Source organism: Thermogladius calderae 1633 (assembly GCF_000264495.1).
Taxonomy (GTDB): domain Archaea; phylum Thermoproteota; class Thermoprotei_A; order Sulfolobales; family Desulfurococcaceae; genus Thermogladius; species Thermogladius calderae.
The window spans coordinates 550,079-572,193 of record NC_017954.1 but is presented as its reverse complement, the minus strand read 5'-3'; the positions used below and the strand labels follow the sequence as shown (position 1 = coordinate 572,193).

27 protein-coding genes and 1 tRNA gene are annotated in these 22,115 nt (G+C 55.5%); 5 read left to right on the top strand and 23 right to left on the bottom strand.

Annotation, left to right across the window (positions count from 1 at the left end; genetic code table 11):
- Nucleotides 1-59: 59 nt before the first annotated feature.
- The 5 genes from TCELL_RS03315 to TCELL_RS03295 all read right to left on the bottom strand — a co-directional run bounded on the left by TCELL_RS03315 (nt 60) and on the right by TCELL_RS03295 (nt 7,489).
- On the bottom strand, nt 60-323 hold the full coding sequence (locus TCELL_RS03315; protein ID WP_014737304.1) for a hypothetical protein: 264 nt from the start codon (nt 321-323) through the stop codon (nt 60-62).
- Complete coding sequence (locus TCELL_RS03310) at nt 311-2,875, bottom strand: DEAD/DEAH box helicase (protein ID WP_048163022.1); 2,565 nt, start codon at nt 2,873-2,875, stop codon at nt 311-313. The genes TCELL_RS03315 and TCELL_RS03310 overlap by 13 nt, the downstream gene beginning before the upstream one ends.
- A gap of 376 nt (nt 2,876-3,251) precedes the next feature.
- Nucleotides 3,252-5,651, bottom strand: coding sequence for a Piwi domain-containing protein (locus tag TCELL_RS03305; protein WP_014737302.1), 2,400 nt, complete (start codon nt 5,649-5,651; stop codon nt 3,252-3,254).
- A gap of 349 nt (nt 5,652-6,000) precedes the next feature.
- Nucleotides 6,001-7,014, bottom strand: a complete 1,014-nt coding sequence (locus TCELL_RS03300; RefSeq protein WP_048163019.1) for a DNA methyltransferase — start codon at nt 7,012-7,014, stop codon at nt 6,001-6,003.
- Between the two features lie 208 nt (nt 7,015-7,222).
- Nucleotides 7,223-7,489, bottom strand: coding sequence for a 30S ribosomal protein S25 (locus tag TCELL_RS03295; RefSeq protein ID WP_014737300.1), 267 nt, complete (start codon nt 7,487-7,489; stop codon nt 7,223-7,225).
- Nucleotides 7,490-7,649: 160 nt separating this feature from the next.
- Here TCELL_RS03295 and TCELL_RS03290 point away from each other — a divergent pair, with 160 nt between their 5' ends.
- Nucleotides 7,650-8,363 (top strand): hypothetical protein, encoded by a 714-nt coding sequence (locus TCELL_RS03290; protein WP_014737299.1) that lies wholly within the window; start codon nt 7,650-7,652, stop codon nt 8,361-8,363.
- A gap of 59 nt (nt 8,364-8,422) precedes the next feature.
- The gene (locus tag TCELL_RS03285; RefSeq protein ID WP_014737298.1) at nt 8,423-8,620 is read left to right on the top strand and encodes a hypothetical protein; all 198 of its coding nucleotides are present in this window, start codon (nt 8,423-8,425) and stop codon (nt 8,618-8,620) included.
- Nucleotides 8,621-8,647: 27 nt separating this feature from the next.
- Here TCELL_RS03285 and TCELL_RS03280 read toward each other — a convergent pair whose 3' ends face one another.
- Genes TCELL_RS03280 through TCELL_RS03265 form a run of 5 tightly spaced genes read right to left on the bottom strand, consistent with a single transcriptional unit; the run spans nt 8,648 to nt 10,541 of the window.
- Complete coding sequence (locus TCELL_RS03280) at nt 8,648-9,067, bottom strand: RidA family protein (protein WP_014737297.1); 420 nt, start codon at nt 9,065-9,067, stop codon at nt 8,648-8,650.
- A 24-nt stretch (nt 9,068-9,091) separates the two neighbouring features.
- A complete protein-coding gene (locus TCELL_RS03275; protein ID WP_014737296.1) occupies nt 9,092-9,427 on the bottom strand; it encodes a hypothetical protein in 336 nt (111 codons plus the stop codon).
- Nucleotides 9,424-9,723, bottom strand: a complete 300-nt coding sequence (locus tag TCELL_RS07605; RefSeq protein ID WP_274379104.1) for a SagB/ThcOx family dehydrogenase — start codon at nt 9,721-9,723, stop codon at nt 9,424-9,426. Before TCELL_RS07605 ends, TCELL_RS03275 begins: the two co-directional genes overlap by 4 nt.
- 32 nt (nt 9,724-9,755) lie before the next feature.
- Entirely contained in the window at nt 9,756-10,226 is a 471-nt protein-coding gene (locus TCELL_RS07600; protein WP_274379102.1) for a nitroreductase family protein, read from the bottom strand.
- A gap of 36 nt (nt 10,227-10,262) precedes the next feature.
- Nucleotides 10,263-10,541 carry a hypothetical protein gene (locus tag TCELL_RS03265; RefSeq protein WP_014737295.1) on the bottom strand — a complete coding sequence of 93 codons (279 nt, stop codon included), beginning with the start codon at nt 10,539-10,541 and terminating at the stop codon, nt 10,263-10,265.
- A gap of 179 nt (nt 10,542-10,720) precedes the next feature.
- On the opposite strand from TCELL_RS03265, the gene TCELL_RS03260 reads away from it, so the two are divergent.
- Nucleotides 10,721-11,587, top strand: coding sequence for a DMT family transporter (locus tag TCELL_RS03260; protein WP_014737294.1), 867 nt, complete (start codon nt 10,721-10,723; stop codon nt 11,585-11,587).
- A gap of 161 nt (nt 11,588-11,748) precedes the next feature.
- On the top strand, nt 11,749-12,660 hold the full coding sequence (locus tag TCELL_RS03255; protein WP_238529044.1) for a VIT1/CCC1 transporter family protein: 912 nt from the start codon (nt 11,749-11,751) through the stop codon (nt 12,658-12,660).
- Between the two features lie 4 nt (nt 12,661-12,664).
- On the opposite strand, the gene TCELL_RS03250 is transcribed toward TCELL_RS03255, so the two are convergent.
- Entirely contained in the window at nt 12,665-13,699 is a 1,035-nt protein-coding gene (locus TCELL_RS03250; RefSeq protein WP_014737292.1) for a deoxyhypusine synthase, read from the bottom strand.
- Between the two features lie 93 nt (nt 13,700-13,792).
- Here TCELL_RS03250 and TCELL_RS03245 point away from each other — a divergent pair.
- Nucleotides 13,793-13,867 (top strand) — tRNA-Pro (locus TCELL_RS03245).
- A gap of 50 nt (nt 13,868-13,917) precedes the next feature.
- On the opposite strand, the gene TCELL_RS03240 is transcribed toward TCELL_RS03245, so the two are convergent.
- The 12 genes from TCELL_RS03240 to TCELL_RS03185 are packed head-to-tail and all read right to left on the bottom strand — an operon-like array spanning nt 13,918 to nt 21,852.
- On the bottom strand, nt 13,918-14,889 hold the full coding sequence (locus TCELL_RS03240; protein WP_014737291.1) for a complex I subunit 1 family protein: 972 nt from the start codon (nt 14,887-14,889) through the stop codon (nt 13,918-13,920).
- On the bottom strand, nt 14,874-15,230 hold the full coding sequence (locus TCELL_RS03235) for a hypothetical protein (RefSeq protein ID WP_238529043.1): 357 nt from the start codon (nt 15,228-15,230) through the stop codon (nt 14,874-14,876). The genes TCELL_RS03240 and TCELL_RS03235 overlap by 16 nt, the downstream gene beginning before the upstream one ends.
- A gap of 3 nt (nt 15,231-15,233) precedes the next feature.
- A complete protein-coding gene (locus tag TCELL_RS03230) occupies nt 15,234-15,728 on the bottom strand; it encodes a Na+/H+ antiporter subunit E (protein ID WP_014737289.1) in 495 nt (164 codons plus the stop codon).
- On the bottom strand, nt 15,725-16,129 hold the full coding sequence (locus tag TCELL_RS03225) for a Na+/H+ antiporter subunit C (RefSeq protein ID WP_014737288.1): 405 nt from the start codon (nt 16,127-16,129) through the stop codon (nt 15,725-15,727). The genes TCELL_RS03230 and TCELL_RS03225 overlap by 4 nt, the downstream gene beginning before the upstream one ends.
- Entirely contained in the window at nt 16,126-16,923 is a 798-nt protein-coding gene (locus TCELL_RS03220) for an MnhB domain-containing protein (protein ID WP_014737287.1), read from the bottom strand. The genes TCELL_RS03225 and TCELL_RS03220 overlap by 4 nt, the downstream gene beginning before the upstream one ends.
- The gene (locus TCELL_RS03215) at nt 16,913-17,167 is read right to left on the bottom strand and encodes a Na(+)/H(+) antiporter subunit B (RefSeq protein WP_014737286.1); all 255 of its coding nucleotides are present in this window, start codon (nt 17,165-17,167) and stop codon (nt 16,913-16,915) included. Before TCELL_RS03215 ends, TCELL_RS03220 begins: the two co-directional genes overlap by 11 nt.
- Nucleotides 17,164-17,529 carry a monovalent cation/H(+) antiporter subunit G gene (gene mnhG / locus TCELL_RS03210; protein ID WP_014737285.1) on the bottom strand — a complete coding sequence of 122 codons (366 nt, stop codon included), beginning with the start codon at nt 17,527-17,529 and terminating at the stop codon, nt 17,164-17,166. The genes TCELL_RS03215 and mnhG overlap by 4 nt, the downstream gene beginning before the upstream one ends.
- Nucleotides 17,526-17,807, bottom strand: a complete 282-nt coding sequence (locus TCELL_RS03205) for an MrpF/PhaF family protein (RefSeq protein WP_014737284.1) — start codon at nt 17,805-17,807, stop codon at nt 17,526-17,528. Before TCELL_RS03205 ends, mnhG begins: the two co-directional genes overlap by 4 nt.
- A complete protein-coding gene (locus tag TCELL_RS03200; protein ID WP_014737283.1) occupies nt 17,800-18,249 on the bottom strand; it encodes a 4Fe-4S binding protein in 450 nt (149 codons plus the stop codon). Before TCELL_RS03200 ends, TCELL_RS03205 begins: the two co-directional genes overlap by 8 nt.
- Nucleotides 18,250-18,253: 4 nt before the next feature.
- On the bottom strand, nt 18,254-19,351 hold the full coding sequence (locus TCELL_RS03195; protein ID WP_014737282.1) for an NADH-quinone oxidoreductase subunit D: 1,098 nt from the start codon (nt 19,349-19,351) through the stop codon (nt 18,254-18,256).
- A complete protein-coding gene (gene nuoB, locus TCELL_RS03190; RefSeq protein WP_014737281.1) occupies nt 19,341-20,339 on the bottom strand; it encodes an NADH-quinone oxidoreductase subunit NuoB in 999 nt (332 codons plus the stop codon). The genes TCELL_RS03195 and nuoB overlap by 11 nt, the downstream gene beginning before the upstream one ends.
- Entirely contained in the window at nt 20,332-21,852 is a 1,521-nt protein-coding gene (locus TCELL_RS03185) for a proton-conducting transporter transmembrane domain-containing protein (protein ID WP_048163012.1), read from the bottom strand. The genes nuoB and TCELL_RS03185 overlap by 8 nt, the downstream gene beginning before the upstream one ends.
- Nucleotides 21,853-22,115 lie beyond the last annotated feature (263 nt).

The following is a 22,115-nucleotide window of genomic DNA, read 5'->3' as shown; positions in this document are numbered from 1 at the left end:
CAGACGGGCGCGCGGCCCCAGGCTGGCGGTGCGCTAACCCAGCGTAGACAGCCGCTAGGCTACCCCAGCATTTTTCCTAGTACATCCCCGTAGAATGCTAAGGTTAACGGGTGTACCCCACTTACATCCACAACCCTCCTCTCCACGACCCTTACACATCCCCTTCTAAGCTTCTCTATGAGCTTCAACGTCTCCCTCGTATCGTAGAATCTCCTCTCAGCCTGTTTTAGGGTCTCCTCCGCTAGGAGACTACCCCACCGCCTGATATTCGGCAGCCACCTGTACCCTAGGCTTCTAGCTATCTCGTAGGCTACAACCAGCATATAGGGTGAGTTTTGATCGACTCCTTTATCTCCCTTTGGTCAACGTTTAGTAGGTATTTGACTACGTCTAGGCTTGGCTTATGGACTACTAGTATCCCGTACGGCTTGGGTAACACGTACACGACCTCATCCCTCCTGCTCCCAGCGAGTAGTATCGATGTTATCGTATTGGAGATTTTGCTTCCAAACGGGTAAAGCATGGTTGTCACGACTAGATCGTACCCCCTAGTAAGGCCGAGCTTCCTCGGTTTAACCTTAAACACCCTAGAGGCTATCCTATCGACCACCATCGTCCTATATCCGGGGGCTACGTAGTGCTTCACCTTAGAGAGCTCTCTCAGCAAGCCCCTAATACTGTCGTCTAGCTCCACCCTTAAACTACCGAACCTGGCGACCCTCCTCTCCCCGAGCTCACTCAGCCTTCCTAGTAACCTGTAGACTTCGACTGCGACGCTGGCGTGAACCGGTATACCGCCGCTCTTCCAAATCGGTATCGTGAACTCGTCGGTATCGGTAGCTACGACTCTGATCTCCCTTCTCCCGGATTTCTCGGGCTTGATATCGACGACCCGCCATACTCTACCAGCTAGTCTAATCACGCTGCCGGGTCTTATGAAGACAAGGTTGGCGACGTCCACGGCTCCTACCTCGTTCCCACTCATATCTACGATCTTCACCTCCTCTCTCGGTGGTATGAAGGAGAAGAAGCTCTTCCAAGCTCTCCTGTCCCACACTCGTCTAAATTCGTCGCCTAGCAGTAGCCTGTCACCAGCTCGCTTCAGTAGGCCCTTATCTGCGAGTTCTTCAATCAGCTCCTCCAACCCCTCATCGAGGTCGGCGGTATAGGGGAAGGCTAGCCTTAGTAGCTCTCTAACCTCCGATACCCCCACCCCTCTACCCCCCGATCTGTAGGTCTCAGCCAGGATCTCCCTAGCTATCACGTCCAGCGATGGCGTGTAGACTTCGTAGCCTACCAGTCTCCTCCTACTAAGCATGCTCATTATGGCTATGAGCTCGAGTACATCCGTAGCATCCAACGCTATAAGAGCCACCTTGGACACAGTGTGCGGCTTGTGAGAGCTCCTGCCCACCCTCTGCGCGAAGTACTCGGGAAGCCTAGGCGACCCCAGAAGAGCCACCTTTTCTGCCGAGCCGATGTCTACGCCTAGTTCCAGAGTCCTCGTAGCCACTAAGCCCCTGAGCCTTCCCTCTCTAAACATCCTCTCCAGCTCCCTTCTTATTGCGGGAGCTACAGAACCGTGGTGCACGCCTATGTCCTTAACTCCCTTCTTGTTGAGTTTATGGTGCAGTAGCTCCGCTAGCGCTCTAGTGTTAACGAATACGAGGTAACCCTTATCATCCCCTATAGCGTTCACTAAGGCTGTTACAAGCTCCTCATCATCACCAACCATGATCATTCTAGCCTCCACCACTCTACTCCTGGGGTCTCTCACCACCTCAACAGGGCCATCACTACCCCCCAGGAGTCTAGCTATGAGGTCTGGGTTTGGAAGTGTTGCTGATATGAAGAGTCGCTGGATCCTCCCTCCGGTTAGCCTCCTAAGCCTCTCTAGTAGGATTAAAATCTGCTCGCCCCTCTTACCGCTTATAACCTCGTGTACCTCGTCTACTACAACGTAGTCAACGTTAGCCAGGCGCTTCCAGCATTCGGGCCTAGTGTCTAGGATCAGCTCCAGCGATTCAGGTGTTGTAACCAGGATGAGTGGTGGCGTTGTACAAATCTCATCCTTAACATCTCTATCCACGTCGCTATGCCACTCCCCGACGGGATCCGAGGAGCCATCGAAGAGTGGGCGGGTTAAGCCTCTAATCCTCTCAGCTATATCGTGGCATAGGGCTCTCATGGGTGTTACGTAGAGGACTTTCACCCCCACTAGACCGCCCCTCCTCTCGCGTTCGTCTAGGAGTTTACTGATAACGGGTAGTAGGACGCTCTCCGTTTTACCGGACCCAGTCGGGGCTACAACTAGAAGGTTTCTACCAGCTAGAACTCTCGGTATCGCTAGTACTTGTATAGGCGTAGGCTCCTTGAAGCCCTTCTTCTTGAGGAGTTGCTGAAGCCTGGGATTCAACAATGTGAAAGGGTACCAGGAGCCCCTAAGTAGTCTAACCAATCCACCCCTAAGTCTAAGCGTTAAATCCTCGACGACGTTGAGGAGGGGTCTCACGTAGGGCTCCAGCGTTAGCGTGGCGTACTCGAGGTTAGAGCGTATACAGGCTCCAAACCTAGGCTCGGCCACCTCCACGTAACCCTGAGTGTTGGCTCTAGCCCTGCCCCACAACCTTTCAAATCTCTCTAAACCGCTGGGTAGCTCGCGTAGAGCGATGGGCCTGGATACAACATCACATGTCAGCCTACAAGGTCCCCTATAGGCTTTACCATCAACAACCCACAGACCCCTAGCGCCCAAGAGGCCACTGTAAAACCTAACCTCGACACACGAGCCTAGTCTACCGATAAGCTCCCACGGGGTACTGTTGGGGAGGAGAAGTCTAACGCTAACACCACGCAAGCACATGGAGTTGACCACGTTAACACCACAATCGTCTAAACCGCCCAAGATAGCCCAAACACTGGATCTAACGTTGTGTAGAAGGTCACCTGAACCCACTAAGTGAACACCTCTTTCCACCAGCTTTGTATCGTGAGAGTACCTATAGCAAATAGCAAACACTACTAGGAACATAATGTACGCCAATAATATTAAGGCCATTGTTGCTACTGGTAGCGCATCGAACAGGATTACACGTGGAATAGCCTTGTCAATACTCTTTAACGACGAGAAGCCCGTAGACACGACCTGTTGAAGTACATGAAAGTGCTAGCTACCAATCACAACACTCACCGAAACCCACCACAAGCTAAACCCACGACATGGGCTAGCGGAACCGTTATAAATGGTGTAGTTAGAGGAAGTAGAGTAGGCCGTCTCTCAGATACCTCCTCTCGATCTCCCACCCACTCCTCAACGCGTCGAGGAGTTTATCAGCGTAGTGTACCGGGGCTGGTAGCCTGAGCCCGGTCTCGCCCTCTATCGTCGAGTAGTTCAGGTGGGAGAGCCCCCTGAGTAGCCTCAGGTCGTCCACCGACACCCGCTCCTCTCTCACTGTACCCTTCGCGAACACGTACTTCACCTTGTCGATCTTAATAGGCCTTGGTAGCATGTCCCTCTTCAGCATATGAGTCTTCAGCAGATAGGCATCCCCTATGTCAACGAACCATGCGACTCGACTATCCGACAACTGCTGGAACGGAGTCCTCTTCTTGACATTTATTACTTCTATCGTGCAGTCTTTTGTCCTCGATATGTCTGCCAGCTGGGTTACCTCCTCTTTGGTTAAACGACCGTCTCTCAGTACTAGGATTCTCTTCCCCTTGAGTTCAGCGTAATTTTCGTACTCGATCTGCTCTAGTAGATCCCCTATCCTAGCTGTCTCCCTACCAGGGTATCCGAGCCCGTACACCGGAACCAAGTTCATTAGACGGCCCATCTTGTCGAACAACACTACAGAGCCTACGATTCTAGACCCCTCAACCTCCCCGTGGCCGACGTCAACACCTATGATCAGATCGTAATCTGTAGACTTGCTTAACGTGAGGTACTTTACTCCGAGCTTACCGAGCATATCGTAGAACATGTTGGAGATCGCTGGCATGAGGATTCTCTTGTCAACCCTACCGTCGGATACGTATTTCCTCACATCGATATTCTGGCTTATAACATTCCCCTTAAATAACACCTTCTTGAGAGGCCTATAGTAGTCCTCCTCGTCGTCAGCCGGACGCTCACCTAGTATAAAGGCAAAGGCCAGCTTTCCGCCAGTTACTTTCCTGACTTCCTTCAACACGTTGCTATAATCACCGTGAGTGAACAAGATGGGCTGTCTGTGGACCCTCAGCTTTGGTAGTTTGATTTTAAGGGGCTCGTAGACCTCCCTAACTATCTCGTATAACCTCGTAACGTTCTCAACTACGACGTCCATGATCTCGAATGAGAGGGGGTCTAGCCCATCCTCAACCAGTACTAGTAGCTGGAGTTCATCGAGCTCCCGTAGGGTTGCCGGTACATAGTTGGGTACCGGTATCTCGATCTTTACTCTCCTACCCTCTTCGACTTCCTTAACAATACTTATTAGTCGTAGCGGTTTCATCACGTCGGCTGTGAACGAGACTTCGCGCTTGGATCTATTTATGATACTTGGCTTGCCACCGTTATACTCTACCTCAACTAGTTCGACTTTAAGGGGCTTTTCGCCCTCTATCCTCTCTATGTTCAAGTGAGTGGCTTCCGAGAGGTATCCCAAGCTCCTGGCTATCGCGTTGATCAGCTTACCCTTATAGCCTATACTGTTTACGAGCTCCCTGAGTTTAGCTAAGGCCCTGTCCTCGTGCTTTTCAGCTAATCTCGGGTCGTATACGGGAATACAGTACTGTGCTGGTATGTAGACTGGCCTCCTCCCCATCTTACCGGCTCTAGTTGCCTCCAGTACCGGCTGGTTTGGATCAACCTCCCCGACGAGCTTCTTCATGAGCCGTTCAAACCTGGTCTCTAAACCCTCCTCTCGGGCCTTCACGACGGGGTATTTTACCAGCTCCTCGTACCCCATCGGAGGGCTCTTCTCCTCGTAGGAGCTCCTGTCAATGACGTTTGCTACAACATAAGTTCCGGGTCTACCCCTAGCGATATCTAGTATGTACCTGCACCTGACGTGTTCCACTAGGCTCCTTAGCTTATCCAGGCTCCTCTCAGCCATGTGGTCCCATAGGTTACCGTTGTAGTCTATGTCGAGACCCACGTTTAAGGCCACGAATAGCTCGTCGTTAAACCAGAAGACGTAGACATCATTACTATCAACGGTGAGCCTAGCATTCCACCTGCCAACATGGAAGACGCTTCTTGACCTCCTAACATTCCTATACCCCTTGCTAGTAAGCCCCTTTAAGACTTCGTCGAGGATCCCTCCGACTTCATCACTTTCTTCAAGTACCGCTCTAGAACCGCGTAGAACCTTATCCCTGACATAGACCTTGATAATACTGCGTATACCGTCGACGGGGACTTCCTTAAGAGTCACAGCCTTGTGCGAGCCTAGAGATACGCTATCCCTACAAGGCTCTGGAAGATCGCCTATAGGCCTAGTGGTGTAGAGACGCCTACTACCACCATCGTAGTAACCGATATTTTCCAAAGCCTGAATACAGGGATCATCCTCTCTAATAGGCTCCTTGAATGCTAGCCCATACACGTTAATCGAAGGACTACCCTCAAGCTCACCCCGGATAGTCTCCAAGTCGACCCTAAACACGTTAACACGAGGTCCCGAACCTTGATGAGGCTCGGTCCCCATGCCAGGTCATCCATTTACAGCATGGTACATAGAAGGTATTTAAGTCAAATTTTTGTCTAATTCTAGCCGGCGAGACTTAGCTACCTATAACCCTGAGGGTAACGTGGGGATCGCGTTTGCGTATAAGGCGTACCTCGTAAGCCTTACTATCGCCTCAGCATGTCTGACGTGTTTTCCTGAGACTTCTCGTACCATAATTCGTTGCTGGGTAACCCAAAGTGGTGCCCTCTACGTCGGGGACAGCACGGCAAGAGAGAGGTGAGTTCACGAAGCTCTTGGGGGAGTCTTGAGCTGGTCTCTTACCGTGTTATAGCTCGAATTTGATGAAGGGCTGTCTCCCGCTGTACTTGAGCCTGCTAGGTCTGCTCTCTTCGGACTGACCCGGCTTCCTTAGTATGAAGAGCTTCTCGTGGTATATCAGTAGGAAGTCCCTGTTCTTGACCCTGCTCCAGACCTCTCTCGTGGTCTTCATCTTGTGCTGAACCTTGATGACCTCCTCCTTGAGGAGGAAGCCGGCGTCCAGGAAGGCCTGGAGCACGTAGTGTGATATCGGGACGTAGTGCTTGTGCACCCTGGTGTCTCCTACCAGTACAGCGCAGTACTTACCCGGCTTCAAGACCCTGTAGAGCTCCCCGGCCACCTCCCTCACCCACCTCAGGTACTCCTCGAGGTCTCTAGCGGCAGACAGGTCGCCCTCGGGCCTCTCCCCGCCCCCGTAGTCTATAATGTTGAAGTACGGCGGGTGTGTCGCGACCAGGTCGACGCTCTCGCTCCCGAGGAGGCTCAGACTCCTGGCGTCGCCGTGGTATACCTTGTACCAGGCCCTCTCCACGTCCTCCGGCATAGCGTCCCCGAAGGCCGGGCCCGCTCCTCCGCCCACCGCCCCGGCCCCCTCCCGCAACCTCTTCAAGTACTCCGCGAGGGCCTTCTCGAGGTAGTAGAGCCTGTGGAGCGCGAGCATGACCGCGTTGTAGTTTATGTCAACGCCGATCGAGTTCCTACCCAGGAGCTTCGCCTCTATCAGCGTAGTCCCGCTACCCACCATGGGGTCTAGAACTACGTCACCGGGCCTCGTGTACATGAGTATAAGCGCCCTGGGTATCTGAGGCGCCCAGTTACCCCTGTAGTCCCCCCTGTGGGTGGCCCAGCCACCCCTTACCGGGAAGCTCCAGACCGTCGTCGACACGTCGGTGAGCTCCTCTGGGAGGGGCTCCAGCCGCTTGACTTCTATAGGGTCGAGTCTTATCACCTGGTCTTCGACGACGACCTCCCTGTTCCTAGAGACGAACTCGAGGTACTCGCTTATCGGGACCTCCCGCATCCCCACCACTCCTGGAGATCTGCCGGCGCGGCAACAAATCTACACTAGCACCCTGTAACCAAGTAGTCTAGAAACCCGATAAAACCGGAGTGCCCGGGCCGGGGTCGCCGGGACCGCCCATACTCTGCTGACAGGAGGCGGGCCCCCGAGCGGCGCCGGCCTGAAACAGCGCTCTCGGGTAGGGAGGGGGTGCGGGCAGTCCACGCTGTTACTTCACGACGACGTAGACCCGGGTCCTCCTCGTGTGAGAGACCGGCTTCACGAGCCCCTTCTCCTCGAGTAGCCTCAGGATCTTCTTGGCAGTGCTCACTTTGACCCCGTACTTCTGCGCTATAGTACTTGGGGTTACGTACGGTTCCTCGGCTCTCGCGATCTCCTTCTCGACCTTGGCCAGCAACTCCCCGGTCAAGTCCGGCGACGTTAAGGCGAGCTCGGGTGGTAGAGGCTTCTCGGCTTTCTCCCTCTTCTTCGACATCGACCCACCCTTCAGGACATCTGGATTCGACAGGGGTTTTAAATCATTAACGCCCACAGACAGCACCACGTGAGCGCTCACCCGGGAAACTGAAGATACGTACAGGCACCACTTGCAAACCGTTTATTTTGTCGAACCCGTAACGACTACTGGTGGCAGTGTGAAGAGGGTCGTAGCTTACGCAGTAGCCGCCGTGCTGGCCTTGGCCGGGGCGCTACTGTGGGTTGCCCTCCAGCCCAGGCCCCAAGGCGGGTCGGCAGCGCCTACCCCAACGACTACACCGGCTACTACTCCGCCGCTCGCTACTCTAACGGGTTCGCCGGTCAGCGCGGCTCCGCCGTATAGTCAGACCACGCACACGCCCCTACCAGGGAGCTACACGGTCGTGGTCGCCCAGCCCCCCTTCGGCTTCCTGGCCGTCCAGCCCTACTACACCGTGTCGTTCAACGAGAGCGAGGTCCGCGCAGTACTCGACCTGCTCAAGCAGTGGAACTTGACTGGGGCCGACTACGCCAAGTGGGCTAACAAGAGCCCCGACAAGCTCGCGGTCCTGAGAGTCGGGTTCGTAATAGCCAACAAAGGAGGTTCCACCGCCTCTTTCTACGCTGGCGGTTGTGCGTGCAACACCGCCCTCCAGGCGCACCCTGTTCTCGTCGAGGAAGGCGGTGTCGTGGCGGTGCCGTACATAGACTGCCAGGTGCTGTGCCGTAGAGACCTCTCCCCAGGCGGCGTGTTCTATTCCAGGGAGTTCGTGTTCCTCGTAGAGAGGCCGTTCAAAGGCGTGTTCAAGTACTGGACCGTTAGCGGCACGGAGTTTTGCTCGGGCAGAACCTGCGTCAAGCCCGAGGGTACCTTCGAGGTTGTCGTCAGCTGACCCGGCAGAGGCGTCGGTTTATTTCTTTGTGTGCAGTAGAATTAGAATGGTGATGAGGGTTGGTCAAGTGCCCCTACTGCGGCTACGAGGCGGACGTCTTGGCCTTCAAGCTACTGAGGGATCCTTGGAGGTTCCGCTTCTACACAGTGATGAGGCTGGAGTGCCCGAGGTGCCACAAAGTATTCAACTACTACTCGGGTGTGTCCCCGAAGGGTAAAAAGTCTGAGTTCGTGGTCAGGGTAAAGCCGCGGAAGTGACGGAAGAGGCGCCTATCGGCGTACTCTTTACTCGCCCCCACTACCGCTTTTTAGGCGCGCTATGACCTCGACTTCGATGTCGACCCCCTTGGGCAGGTCCGAGACGCCGACGAGGCTCCTGGCAGGTAGGCTCTCCCCGAAGTACTTCGCGTAAACCTCGTTGAACTCACCTACGCGGCTCAGGTCCCTCAAGTAGACGGTCACCTTGACCACGTCTCTGAGCGTGCCCCCCGCGTCCTCGACTATGGCCTTGATGTTCTCGAGCACCCTGGTAACCTGGCTTCTGAAGTCGCCCCTGACCACCTCGCCGGTGGCCGGGTCTACGGGTATCTGCCCCGAGACAAACAGCCAGCCGTCCACTAGTACGGCCTGGCTGTAGGGGCCTATCGGCTTCGGTGCTCTACTAGAGTAGACCGGCCTCGTAGACAGCACCCCCGTGTTAACCACGAGACTAGACCCGCTTAATCAAGTTTACGGGGCGGCCAAGTGAGACTCGAGTAGCGCCAGGGATACCGCGAGTATAACGATAGCGGATGTGGACACAGCCGTGTAGATACTCCTCCACGTGCCGGACCTCACCCTCCTCGCGATCAAGAGGAGTGTGCCGAAGTAGGAGTGTGGTAGACTAAGGGCTAGAGCAGTGATTCTCAGCAACCTGTCCGCGTGGACGGCCCTGGGGTTGGGTATCAGTTGTAGCGGCGTCAGCATACCGTAGCCGGTGATCACGTAGACCATCCATACGACGAGCAGCGGTAAGCTCGTGAACTCCACCACGATGAGGGCTAGCCTGAGGAGTCTCGGGCTCAACTAGACCCCCTCCTCGAGATGATGTACTCCCAGACCTCCTCGAAAGAGGTGTAGTGGCTCCTCGCGGGGCGGCCCACCGGTATGATGTACATGGGTACCTCCTGCGCGCCGGCTCCTACGACCTCTCTGACCCTGTCGTCGTAAAAGGCCCCAACCACGACGCAGCCGTAGCCGAGGGCCGTGGAGACCAAGTATACGTTTTGCCCTAGGTGACCGACCTCCATGGGTACATACCTGAGGTAGCCCCTCTCCCCGTAGACTCTCGTCGTCCTCTCGAAAACCGCTGTTACGACTATGTCGACTGGCGCCTCCTCAACCCACCTCTGCCCTAGGGCGGCGGTAGCCAGCTCCCTCCTGAAGTCGCCACCTTGACCAAGCTGATGGAGTGGGTGTAAGGGTCGTACTTGTAAACGCCCGCGGGAAGGTAGGTGCCGCCCGACCTCACCCCCCTCTCGCCAACCACGACGTAGACCTCTAGGGGGTAGGTCGCCCCCGCGCTCGGCGTAGACCTGAACCCGGTCCTTGGGTCCGTGATGCCGTACGCCGCCCAGAGGATGAGCGATAAGTGCTCAAGCTCCACGGGCTGACCAGAGTACTCTCTAATACTCCGCCTCAACAAGACCGCCTCCTCTACGGTCATACTGGTGGTCCTCTGTGGGAGAGGTAAGTAGACCACACGCCCCCCGGCTACCAGGTGCTTCCCTCCTACAACCGGACCGCTAGTCAAAGCCAGCGAAGCCACATACGCGGCTAGGATGATCGACGCCAGCAATGAGGCTAACAGGTGTACTCTCCTCATCCTCGCACCGCTCTGATCTCTTGCAGTACAGCCTAATTACTCGGCGAGCCGCTCCCCCCGCTCGTCGCACCGACTCGACGGCCCACGCAGGTCCATTACCGCCTTCTTGACGACCTCTATTAAGTAGCCCTCCTCGCCCGGCAGTCCGGCGCCAACTAGGTGGCCGTCCACTATGAGCTCTGGTAACTCGTTCTCGCCCTCCTCGACTTCTAGCCGGATGTTGTCGCACAGCTCCCTCTCGAGCAGGTCCTTCACCTCGAGGAGCCAGCTAACTAGGGTGTACCTCAAGTAGTTGTCTCTCCCCCTTACCTTCACGGCAAGCAACCCTAACCCTCCGTAGCACTACGCTAAAGGAGGGCTCCACCGGCTCCCTTCTCGCCTAAGTAGTGGTATTCTTGTAAGGTTTAAAGGAGGTTACAGAGATGAGTATTCACGTACGCATATGTAGCAGTTTTTGAGAGTATGTAGACGCCAGCGACGAGAAGCCTGGGCCGGTGGTCTACGTGAGCCTGTTAGCAGCTGTACTGGCATCCCTTGTGTGGAGCCTAAACCCGGCCGTGATATCCCGGTACGGCAGGAGCTTGAAGCCCCTAACCTTCACTGGGCTAAGGGCTCTCCTGGCGGTCGCGCCTCTACTGGCGCTCATTCCCTTCAGACCAGTGGCGTTGAACGCGACCCCATACGGGTGGCTGGTGATAGCGCTGTCCGCCTTGCTCGGCCCAGGCTTAGGCGACTCTCTATACACTCTTTCCATAAAGAGCGTGGGGGGCTCATTAGCCGTGACCGTGAGCTACACGTACATCTTCTTCACCCAGCTCTTCTCTCTTACCATGGCTGGCGAGGCCGTGAGCCTCAAGACTGCTCTGGGCGGCGTGTTGGCCTTCACGGGTATCGCTGTAGCGACTATTGGATCTAACAACTCTAGAGGGCAGGGTAAACTCTCCACCGGCATACTCGCTGGTCTCGGCGCCGGTGTGCTGTGGGGGCTGGCCACAACACTGGTAAAAATGAGTCTACGCTTCCTGCCGGACGTTGTCTCTCTCACTATTGTCCGGCTGGTACTCATAGCCTTATTCCTGACACCCATCGGCTACGTCCTCGAAGGCTGGTACGACCGGCGTTCTTTCAGGGACGTCGTTAAGGCGGGGTTGGTCACTGGGATCCTCGGCTGGACGATCGGGATGTACCTGTTCATCTACTCGATCAACACGGTGGGCGCGTCGCTGACCGCCGTAGCAACCGCTTTCACGCCTGTCCTATCCCAGTTCACCACGAGGCTGGTTTCCCGGGAGAAGGTCGCCTTAAACCACGTCCTCGGCTCGATCGCCGTCTCGCTAGGAGTCGCCCTGAACTACGTCTGAACCCGGCCGTCTAGTTTAAGGCCGTGGACGAATAAGATTGCAACGGGATGAAGAAGGCTGTACTCGCTGAGGCGTGAAGAGTCCTTTAAAGACTGACCACCGGTTAACAGAGGTATAACGGGCTCGACTATGTTTAAAGAGCCAACTGTGGGAATTAGTTGTTGGGAGCAGTCTCTATGGAGTCCACACCTAGTTCGATAGACAAGCGTCAAGCGTACCGGTTTTGTCTCGACGAGGCCTTTAGTCTAGAGGTCTACAAGTCTCTGTCGAAGTTGGAAAAAGACGAGGAGAGGAGGAGGATTTTAAGCAAGCTGGCAGAGGACGAGGAACGGCACTACGAGTTCTGGAGAAAGTACGCAGGCAAAGACTGTAGACCCAGCTACTGGAAGGTGTGGCTCTTCAAGCTTAGCTATGCGCTCCTGGGCCCCTTGTTTACAATCAAGCTGTTAGAGAGGGGTGAGGAGAGCGCTATTAGAGAGTACTCCAGCCTGCTAGGCGGGTTGAGTGGGGAGGCGAGGAGCACCTTGGAGGCTCTGATCGAAGACGAGGAATCCCACGAGAAAGAGCTCATCGGTATACTCTCGGACCCTAGGTTGAAGTACCTAGGGTTCGTGGCTCTCGGGCTGGCAGACGCCATCGTGGAGATAACAGGTGTTAACGCGGGATTCCTCGGGGCCACCGAAAACACGGTCATCGTAGGCTTAGCGGGCTTAATAGTGGGCTTCTCTGCCGCTCTCTCCATGGCGGGAGCCTCATACCTCCAGTCGAAACACGAAAAGAAGGTCTCGCCTACCAGGAGCGCTGTGGTCACGGGGCTGGCCTACATCTTGTCGGTCCTCTTACTCGTAGCACCCTTCTTCACCATGAGGAGCCTGCCCTTCGCCTTCGCGACAAGCGTTGCTGCTAGCGTGTCTCTCACGGGGGTCTTCACCTACTACTCTAGCATAGTCGAGGACAAAGACTTTAAGAGGGAGTTTCTAGAGAGCCTCTTCCTTCTCCTAGGCATCGCTCTAGCGAGCTACCTTCTAGGCGCTGCCCTAAGTAGGCATTTTGGTATATCCACGGGCGTTTAGACCGTCACCTCTTTTCCAACTCGCTGAAGAGCCAGCTAAGGTCAGCAGTCCTCCTCCTCTTAACACCCCCGCTAACCAGGCCGTGGGAGATCAAAGGCAATGCTATAGTGGCATCAACATAGACGACCCTCTTTTTCGCCCTTGGCGAGACTTTCCCCCAGCTCACGGCCTCCTCGAGTGTTGCACCGCTAAGCCCACCCCACTGAGGGCTGTCGGTAGTGAACTGGACGACGTACTCGAGCGGCTTGTAGTAGTCATGTTCGCCTTGCTCGTACTCTGCGACTAGAGTGTTGGCGACTGCGACGAGGTTTACGTAGTCCTTGGGGACGCCGCCTCCGATGTAGATCGCGGAGATCTTTTTGCTCCTAAGGCCTATCTCCACTAACTGTGCGAAGTCCTTCACCATGTCCAGGACTATTCTGTGCCCTCTCCTGTACTTCAGGACGGCGGCGATACCGTAGCCGCTGTCTACTAGTGCCGGGGAGAAAACTGGTACCCCTGCTCTATAGGCCGCGGAGACTATCGAGTCTATTCCCTTCTCGTTCAGGAATTTGCCGAACAAATAGAGGAACTCCATCGTCGAATAGACGCCGCCCTCTGGGAGGGTCTCGATGAACTCTCCGATCAGGCCCTCCATCCGCCTGTACTCGAGTTCGTTGACCACGGTGTCGTAGAACCTGTCGAACTTCCGCTCGAGTAGCTTAGCGTCGTCTACCGTCGGGTAAGTCTTGTAGTACTTGAAGCCCATGGCCTCTACGATGTCCTCGCTTATATTGGCTCCAGTGGATACGAGGACGTCGACATACCTGTTCTCTACAAACCACTTCACTATCCTCCACATCCCGGACGTGCTCATTGACCCCGCTAGACCCATGAAGATCGTGTTGTCGCTGTCCTCGAACATGTCTATGAGTACCCGGTACGCTTCCCCTAACGCCCTACCCTGGAAAGAGACGTCGCTCATCTCGAGGAGGAGCTGGTGAACGGTCCTCTCCTTGACTTCTAGAGTCTTCACCTCACCTAGGATAAACTCCTCCACACTTCCACCCCAGGAAACCTATCGCAGGGGTCTTAAAAAATGAAATCCTCCGCACAGGTTTAAAACATCAATCAGCCGATTATAATCATTCAAGGGGCCGTAGTCTAGCCTGGCTAGGATGCGGGGCTTGGGCCCCCGTGACCCGGGGTTCAAATCCCCGCGGCCCCATAGGCGTCGGGACCGGTATTCAACCCACTAGTTCTGGACACGGTCAGAGCTCACAACACTACCGCTAGAACTAGTGATATTATAGACATTGGGTACAGGTACTTAATGAGGAACTCGACCGCCTGGTCCGGCCTATACCTCGGCAGGCTGTTGTCTAATATCGTGAGCACCACGTATACGACGAGGTACTTCAGTAGAACCACCGTAACTGGTAGCAGGCCCGAACCCTGGAAGGGCCAGGGGCCTCCGAGGAAGAGCAGGGCGAAGAACAGGGGGTACACTATCCTCTCAGCGAACTTCGCGAACATGCCCAACGCAAGTCTCGGACCTCCCAACTCGGTGAACAGGCCCCAGTAGATTTCCGCCTCGGCCTCAGGAGAGTCGAAGGGCTTAACCATCAGCAACGCCATGACAGCTATGAAGGAAGACGCCGCGGCTAGTGCCATGGACGCCGGGTTCTCCGCCCACAGCCTGTACGAGAAGTTGCTCGTTAGGTAGACTGAGTACTCTGTACCCTCATACTTGGCTGCTATTATCAAGGGCGCTAGGAACGACAGTATGTAGGGGGGCTCAGCCGCTATTAGGAGGGCCAGGTACCTCGCAACGCCTATGGAGGTATACGGGTTGGGGTTTGAGAGCGCCAGGTACGCTATCGCGAAAGGTACGAACGCTAGTAAGTAGAGGACTAGTACCGCGTCGAAAGGCGCGTAGAGGGGCTTCAGCGCCAGCGGTGTAAGTAGTGTAACGCTCGAGAGAGCACCTATCGCGAGGGAGATCACTACTAGAGGTGGTATATTGAGGCCGAAGACATTGTAAACGTCCTCCTTAGCAAGCAGCTTTATTAAGTCGGCGAGGGGCTGGAGTATCCCGAATGGGCCTGAGTGTATAGGCCCCCTCCTATACTGGATCCTAGCAGACAGCTTCCTGTAGAGCCACTGGGTGAATATTATCAGTAGGATTATGAAAACGAGCCCGGGGTAGACAAGGGACTCGAATAAGAACCAGATTACCTGGTGAACCATATCACGACACCCGCTATAAGCAGGGCGAGCATGAGTAAGTAGCCGACGAGGTACCAGTCCACGACTAGGCCTCTCGACGTCCTCTCGATGACCCTGAAGCCCTTCCTGAAAGCCCTTGAATAGATGTCCTTAACGAGTTCAACGAGGCTGGGGAACTCGGGCTTGTCCACTATAAAGCCCGAGAAAACGATCTTCCTCTTTACCTCGTCTTCCTCGGTCTCCCTCCTACCAGCCACTTGTTGGAAGAGCCAGTAGAAGGCGACGTACACTACAAGACCCGTGAGAGCGGCGGTCGCCACGACTACCGCTGTCAGGGTGTAGAGGTCTAGGAGCATAGCCATCACCTAATCGAATATCTTCTTAGCCCAGTCCTCGAACTCCGCCGAGACACCTTTCCTCGCCTCCTCGCCCTCGAACGCCTCGGCAAAGATCCAGTGTACGTAGAACCTCTTCCTCTTTTCGTCTACGTCTACCACGACCGTGCCCGGGGTGTTGGTTATAGAGTTCGCGATCGTTACTATGGCTATCTCGCTGTTCACATAGTAAGGTACCTCGACAATAGCCGGCTTCAGCCCCGGGTCCCTTGACAGTATTGCTTTAACTACCGAGTAGTGGGCGAGGTACTCTATGATCGTGAAGTACTTAAAAGTATACTTAACAGCCTCGAAGAACCTCCTAGCATTGAGCTTGCTCTCGTCTTTGACTAGGTCTACCCCTATAATCCCACTTAAAGCGAACCCAATGCCGATCGCTATAAGGACCTCGACTATGCTAAGGGTCCCAGTGTACACCAGGTATACGAGGGCTATAGAGAGTCCCACCACCAGGAGCCTCTTCACTGCTCCTCCACCTCCAGCTTGTTAATCATCAATGTCTTGTAGTTCACGCCAATGTTGTATGTGACAAGGGAGAGGAAAATCAGCTCTGCTAATCCTATGACTATCGCTGTGACGATGAGGACTTGCGGTATCGGGTCGACGCTTATAGAGGAGAATTCTTTCAGCTCACCGCTCGACGGGAAGGTGAAGTCCTCGAGGGAGCCTCCTGGATAGACGGGCGGCGAGATTGCCCTTAAGTAGTAGCCGAAGAGCACTGCCATGACGTTGACGGCGTCGGTCAAGATCGTCAGCAACACTAGTTTCTTAACGATGTGCGGCCTAACAATGATCCCGTAAATCGACACCCCGATCGTTACGCCCACCGCGAAGACTATTAGGTAGAACAGGACCCCCTCGATCACTCTCTACCACCTGTCACGGTATCTATGACAATTAAGGCTAACGTGAAGCCCGTCGAGACAGCGGTAAACTCCAGAACGTTTAGTATCATGAGGGTACCAGAGAACAGGAGGACGCTACCCCATGGTAACACTACGTAAGCCGGGTAGCCTATTGGGGAGAGCTGCGGCTTCGGCTGGTTCTGGAAGAGGAAAGCAGGGACGCCGGTGAGCAGGCCGATGACCAGAACTATTGAGCCGACGACCGTAATTAAGAATACGGCTAGCGACCTCGCGAATATTAGTGCGTTGGACCTGAACCCCTTCCCCTCTAGCAAACTCCGTCCAAACACTAGGAGGTACAGGAAGGGGGCGACCGCGAAAATGGAGCCTCCCTGAAAGCCTCCGCCAGGTGTGAGGTGACCGTGTAGCGCGACAGACACAGAAACGGCGACTATAACGGGGAAGAGTATCTTCGTAATCACCCTGGGTATCACCGTGGAGACAGAGCTTTTATAAAGTCCACCTGTTAAACTGGCTAGGTAGAGCACCCCTATGATCGCAATGAACAGCACCGAGGTCTCGAAGTAAGTGTCGTACCCCCTCTGGTCCCATATAACGCTGGTAACTACCTCGGGGCTCCTACTAGTGAACAGCGAGCTGGGGTCGGGCACGGTTCTCAAGTAGAGGTTTGCCAACGGGATGTTCCCGTACGTCAAAGAGACCACGTCAGCTCTAACCAGGTAGTAGGTCAGTAGAACCCCTAAGAGTATGGACAAAACCAGTCCTACGTCCTCGAGTGTACCCCTACTCCTCATACCTCTCACCCCCTCTCAGGGCGTACAGGAGGATCGCCGAGTTGAGGCCTAGGCCTACGGCTATATACGCGATGAGCAGGTCGGGGGCCAGGAAACTGGCGAGTATAATGGAGTAGAAAAGCGACTCGACACCTGAGATTATTATAGTCTTCAAGACGTCTCTCTCGTAGACTATTTTTATCGTGGCGATCAAAGCCATTACCGCGCTGAACGCGCTGAGGAGCAGGATGATGACGGGGGTCATTCGAGGCCGGCCTCCTTTAGTTTGTCTCTAATCAGGGGTCGGGGTACGGCCTCGCCTGACCTGTAGGCAGCTCTGGCGAGGATGTGCGAGCCTGTAGGGGAGGCAAAGACCACGAGAGCCGCCGAGACAATCGCGACGCCGAATATGTAGTACTTCAAGTAGCCGGGTACGTCGAGTGAGAGCGTTAGCAGTGCTAGGCCGATCAGTCCGTAGACCCCGCCGCCTATAGACCCCACCGTGGCTGGGTGTAGTCTAAGAAAGAAGTTCCTGAACCGCAGGAAGCCGACCGCGCCGATCAGGGAGAGTACCGCGCTCAAGACCAGCAGGGAGGAGCCTAGTATGAACAGCAGTATGTCGATCACTTCTTCCTCACCTCCAACAGGTACTTCGCGACTACGAAGTCGAGTAGCAGAATCCACGAAGCCAGGGGGATCGCTCCGATCGCGAGCATTGGAGACTCGTAGAACAAGGCTATCAAGAGGTAGATAATGATCAGGTCCACGGTCATGACGTCTAGTGCTAACACCATGTCTGGGACCGTCGGCCCCCTCAGTACGACTATGCTGTAGATGGAGTAGGCGAGCCCGTAGACCCCCAGTACGACCGGCAACACGTAGTTTAGTAGCGAGGCGTCAACCACTGGCCTTCACCTCCTTAATCACGTAGAGATCCCTCTTTACTGTCACGAGCGTGTAGTCCCCTCTGGAGAGCTCGACCGGGCTCTTGAGCGTCGTGGACTTGTCCCTAGTGTAGAGCTCGAAGCCCGTCACGCTCGTCATGTAGAGGGCGTCAAACGGGCAGTACTCGACGCAGAGGGCGCAGAAAGTGCACTTGTGGAGGTCTATCCTAGGGAACCTCCTCCTGGGGTTCTGGGGGTACTGGCCGGGGACCTCGACCATGTCGATCGCGTTCGCTGGGCAGACCAGCTGGCACATCGAGCACCCCGTGCATTTCGACATGTCGAGTATGTGAGCACCTCTCATTTTGTCAGCCTTGAAAGGCCCCGTCTTGGCTGGGACTAGTCTCGTGTAGGGCCTCTTGAAGAGGTACTTTACCGCCTCGGCTATTGTGGAGAGTACCATGGTATCACCTGTCTATATCGGGCGCGCACGGATCTAGGGAGGCGAGTATCACTGGGAGGTCTGCTATTGTTACCTCTTCGTTCTTTATGATGTAGTCCAACACCGTCGTGAGCAGTGGCATCGAGGGGCTCTTGAACCTCACCCTGTACGGCGACCTCCCGCCAACGCTCGTGACGTGAACAGTATACTCGCCCCTCGCCGACTCGACTCTCGCATACCCTCTCCCAGGAGGTGCTGTAAGGGGTATTTTTACCCTATATGGGCCGCCTGGTCTCACTTCCATGGTCGCCTGCCTTATGATCTTAAGGCTCTCATGGACTTCCCTGAACCTCACGAGAGCCCTGTCGTACGCGTCACCGACCTCTCCAACCGGTACCTCGAAGTTGACGCTGTCGTAGCGCTCGTAGGGTGCGAGCTTCCTCACGTCGTAGGCTAGCCCGCCCCCTCTTACGACCGGGCCTGTGGCACCGAGCCTGAGGGCCGTCTCGCCCTTGACCACACCGATCCCTCTCGTCCTCCTCTTGAAGACCCTGTTCCCCAGCGCCGCCTTCTCCACGTCCTTGACAAGGTCCTCGACGCGGTAGGTCAGGTCAAGTGTTCTACTCTGAAAGTCCTGCGGCACGTCGCTCCTGATACCCCCGGGGACGCTGAAGTTGTGGTATATCCTGTGACCGGTGACCCAGGCAAACCACTTCAGTATCTCTTCCCTAGCTGCGAGGGCCCAGTAAGCCGGTGTCCTCAAGCCGACAGATCCCAGCATGAAGTGGGTCCAGAACATGTGAGACGCTATCCTAGAGAACTCGGCCTGTATCATTCTGAAGTACTTGGCCTTAGGGGGCGGGTCCACCTTGAACACCATGTCAAGCGCCTCTGCGTAGGCGACCTCGAACGGGTCGGGGTCCTCGACGCAGAACCTGTAGGACAGGACGTAGCTGTTCTCCCACTTCCTGTTCTCCATCATCTTCTCGAAGCCGCGGTGGAGGAAGCCGGGTATTAGCTCGGCCCGTACTACCCTCTCCCCCTCCATTTCTAGCCTGAACCCTACGTTCCCCGGCGCTCCCGGGTGCTGCGGCCCGAAGTACAGCATGTATCTACCTGCCATACTTGTCACCCCCGTAGAACGTTTTGACGACGTAGGTAGCTGTGTCCACGTCCTTCCTCAGTGGGGGAGGTCCCTCCCAGTTGCCGTCGAGTATCCACTTCCTGAGCTCCGGGTGGCCCTTGAAAACGACCCCCATCATCTCGTAGACTTCTCTCTCGATGAACAGGGCGTTGGGGTAGAGGTCGTGAACGCTTTCAATCTCAGGCTCGGACCTCGGCACGAAGGTCTTCAAAGCAACCTGGGACGAGTCGTCCTTGTTTTCTACGAAGTAGTACAGCTCTATGACGCCGTTCTTGGGGTAGTCGACTGCGTCGATGTTGGAGAGTAGCACGAAGCCCTTCTCCTTGAGCTCCGATAGGGCTGTCTTAAGCCTCTCTCTTCTCACGCTGGTCACGCAGAGCTTGGCCCTCTCGTACATCTCCTCGCACTCAGGGTAGGTCTCCTTGAATGCGTAGTTGACCGGGGGCTGGGGCTTGGCAAAGTACTCCTCCCGCCACCTCCTCTCGCCCTCCTCGACCCTCGCGATAAACTCCTCGGCGTCCTTTAGCTTGTCTCCCTTCAAGCCCTCGTAGATCTGCCTCCTGAGGTCTGTGATCAGGGCCGTCCAGTCGTCCGGCATTGGCATGCAACCGGGGACCCAGCCGGAGACCGTGAAGAAGTCGTCCAGCCTCTTGTAAGTCGCGTACGAATCCCAGTAGAGGCCTCCAGTGGCGGTACAGTTGCAACCAGCCACCACGAACTTCGGGTTCGGGGTCTGCCTGAAGAGGTTTATCATCAGCTTCACTGTCTTCCTTGTCAAGTAGCCCATTCCAGCTACGAAGTCTGCCTGCCTAGGCGACGGGACGGGCATGTAGCCGTAGCGCTCCCAGTCCAGCGGGGACATCACTAGGGGCGGGAACTCCACTGCCCCGCAGGCCGCGCAGTAGTGTATCATCCAGGGGCTCCTCGACCTAGCCCAGTCTACGAGCCTCCCTAGCAAGCTAGCCATAGGAGTACACCACCTCCGTTGTCTTCCCCAAGGCCGAACCAATGTATGAGAGCCTGTTCAGCATGGATTCGACAGAGGAGGATACGACGGCTTGTACCTGGTTATAGAGAATTCCGAGAAGCAAACTAGCCAGGGCAAGGTAGAGCACGAGAGCCATCAAGTACCTCGGCGGTTTTTCTGCTGCCTCTCTAGTTTCCGTTGCCACAAGGGGCGGTAGTACCTTCATGAACCCTATTAAAGCCATTACGGAGCCCACGGGTAGGCTGACCAGGGTTATGAGCGCCGGCACGCTGTTCGACCCGAGGGACTCTAGTGCTACCTGGTATAGCTGCAACTTTGCCATGAACAGCGCTGTGGGCGGCACGCCGACGATGTTGAGCACCCCGATCATGAAAGAGGCCGCTAAGGGCCAGCTCTTCCTCAAAACGCCGACTCTCAACCTCGTCGCGTAGCCGCCAACTAGGAAGATGATGGGCTTGACGAAGGCGTGTGCTATTGCGTACGCTATTAAGACCGGTAACCCTCTCGCACCCATTGACAGGGCTAAGGCCATGAAGCCCGAGTCCAGTATCACGGTGTAGCCTGCCACCTTCAACAGGTCCTTCGACGCAAGTAACCCGGCACCAGCTACCCCTACCGTGAGCCCTCCCAGGATCGACAGCATCAACTGGATGTAAGGCGGGATGCCGGAGTATATCGTGTAGTAGACCCGGGCTATAACGTAGAAGGCCACGCCCTCGGCCAGGCCGCTCAAGAGGGAGGACACCACGGGCGGCGCGTGAGTGTAGGCCTCGGGCAGCCAGAAGTGGAGGGGGGAGATCGCGGACTCGGCCAGCATTGACCACGTGATTATGAAGAGGGGCATTAGTATGGCTAGCTGCACCAGACTAGTCCTTCCCGCAGGCGGGGCGATCCCTGAGACCATGGCCGCGACGTGCCCTATGTTCAGGGAGCCCGCGACGTAGTAGATTAGTACTGCCGCGAAAAAGAACAGCGTGCCCGCGACCATGCCGACTATGGCGTACGTGATCGTTGCCCTGTAAGCACCTCTCGTCTTGGACGCGGATATAAGAACGAAAGCCGAAATAGTGAACACCTCTAGCATAACGAACATGTTGAACACGTCACCCGTGTATACGACTCCTAGTAGGCCGGCCTCCAGGCCGAGTAGAGCAGAGTAGAAGTACTCGTTGTCCTCCACGAAGACGGGTGAGACAGGGGTTAGCACGGCGAACAGCGTTGCTATCAGTAGACCAAACAGGGCCGAGAAGCCGTCGACAACGTAGGCTATGCCGACAGGGATCGGAAAGCCTCCTATAGTGTACACAAGGACGCCACTGGAGGCAGACCTGTAGACCTCAAGAGAGCCGTACAAAGCCGCGAGAGTGGCTATTAGAGCCAGGTCCCTCGATACCGACCTCTTAACACCCAAAACTCTCAGTAACGGGAGGAGAAATGCGAAGCCGATCAAAGCGTACGGTATGAGAGGCGGGTACAAATCAACGCCCAGCAATTTAAACACCGTTTGTAAGCCCTACCGTATACTAGCGCGTCCAAAATTTAAAATTTTGGTTTAATTAACTGTATAAAAGACGTGTTACACAGTTATGTACAACTCCTTATAAGAGAACCAGGAACGTACGGTCTCTCGAAGCCGTAGAACACCATCCTAGTCTAGGTGAGTACCTTCATCCGACCCGCACTATTGTGACCCCAAGGCTCCGCGGGAAAGAAATGACGACCGATCTCCCGGTCTCGGTGTTGAGGGTGTCCGTG

What these genes read in the sequence shown, in the direction of transcription:
- TCELL_RS03315 (WP_014737304.1), bottom strand. Translation starts at nt 323, where the DNA reads ATGCTGGTTGTAGCCTACGAGATAGCTAGAAGCCTAGGGTACAGGTGG.
- TCELL_RS03300 (WP_048163019.1), bottom strand. Translation starts at nt 7,014, where the DNA reads ATGCGGGAGGTCCCGATAAGCGAGTACCTCGAGTTCGTCTCTAGGAAC.
- TCELL_RS03295 (WP_014737300.1), bottom strand. Translation starts at nt 7,489, where the DNA reads ATGTCGAAGAAGAGGGAGAAAGCCGAGAAGCCTCTACCACCCGAGCTC.
- TCELL_RS07600 (WP_274379102.1), bottom strand. Translation starts at nt 10,226, where the DNA reads ATGAGGAGAGTACACCTGTTAGCCTCATTGCTGGCGTCGATCATCCTA.
- TCELL_RS03240 (WP_014737291.1), bottom strand. Translation starts at nt 14,889, where the DNA reads ATGGTTCACCAGGTAATCTGGTTCTTATTCGAGTCCCTTGTCTACCCC.
- TCELL_RS03235 (WP_238529043.1), bottom strand. Translation starts at nt 15,230, where the DNA reads ATGGCTATGCTCCTAGACCTCTACACCCTGACAGCGGTAGTCGTGGCG.
- TCELL_RS03220 (WP_014737287.1), bottom strand. Translation starts at nt 16,923, where the DNA reads ATGAGGAGTAGGGGTACACTCGAGGACGTAGGACTGGTTTTGTCCATA.
- TCELL_RS03215 (WP_014737286.1), bottom strand. Translation starts at nt 17,167, where the DNA reads ATGACCCCCGTCATCATCCTGCTCCTCAGCGCGTTCAGCGCGGTAATG.
- TCELL_RS03200 (WP_014737283.1), bottom strand. Translation starts at nt 18,249, where the DNA reads ATGGTACTCTCCACAATAGCCGAGGCGGTAAAGTACCTCTTCAAGAGG.
- TCELL_RS03195 (WP_014737282.1), bottom strand. Translation starts at nt 19,351, where the DNA reads ATGGCAGGTAGATACATGCTGTACTTCGGGCCGCAGCACCCGGGAGCG.
- nuoB (WP_014737281.1), bottom strand. Translation starts at nt 20,339, where the DNA reads ATGGCTAGCTTGCTAGGGAGGCTCGTAGACTGGGCTAGGTCGAGGAGC.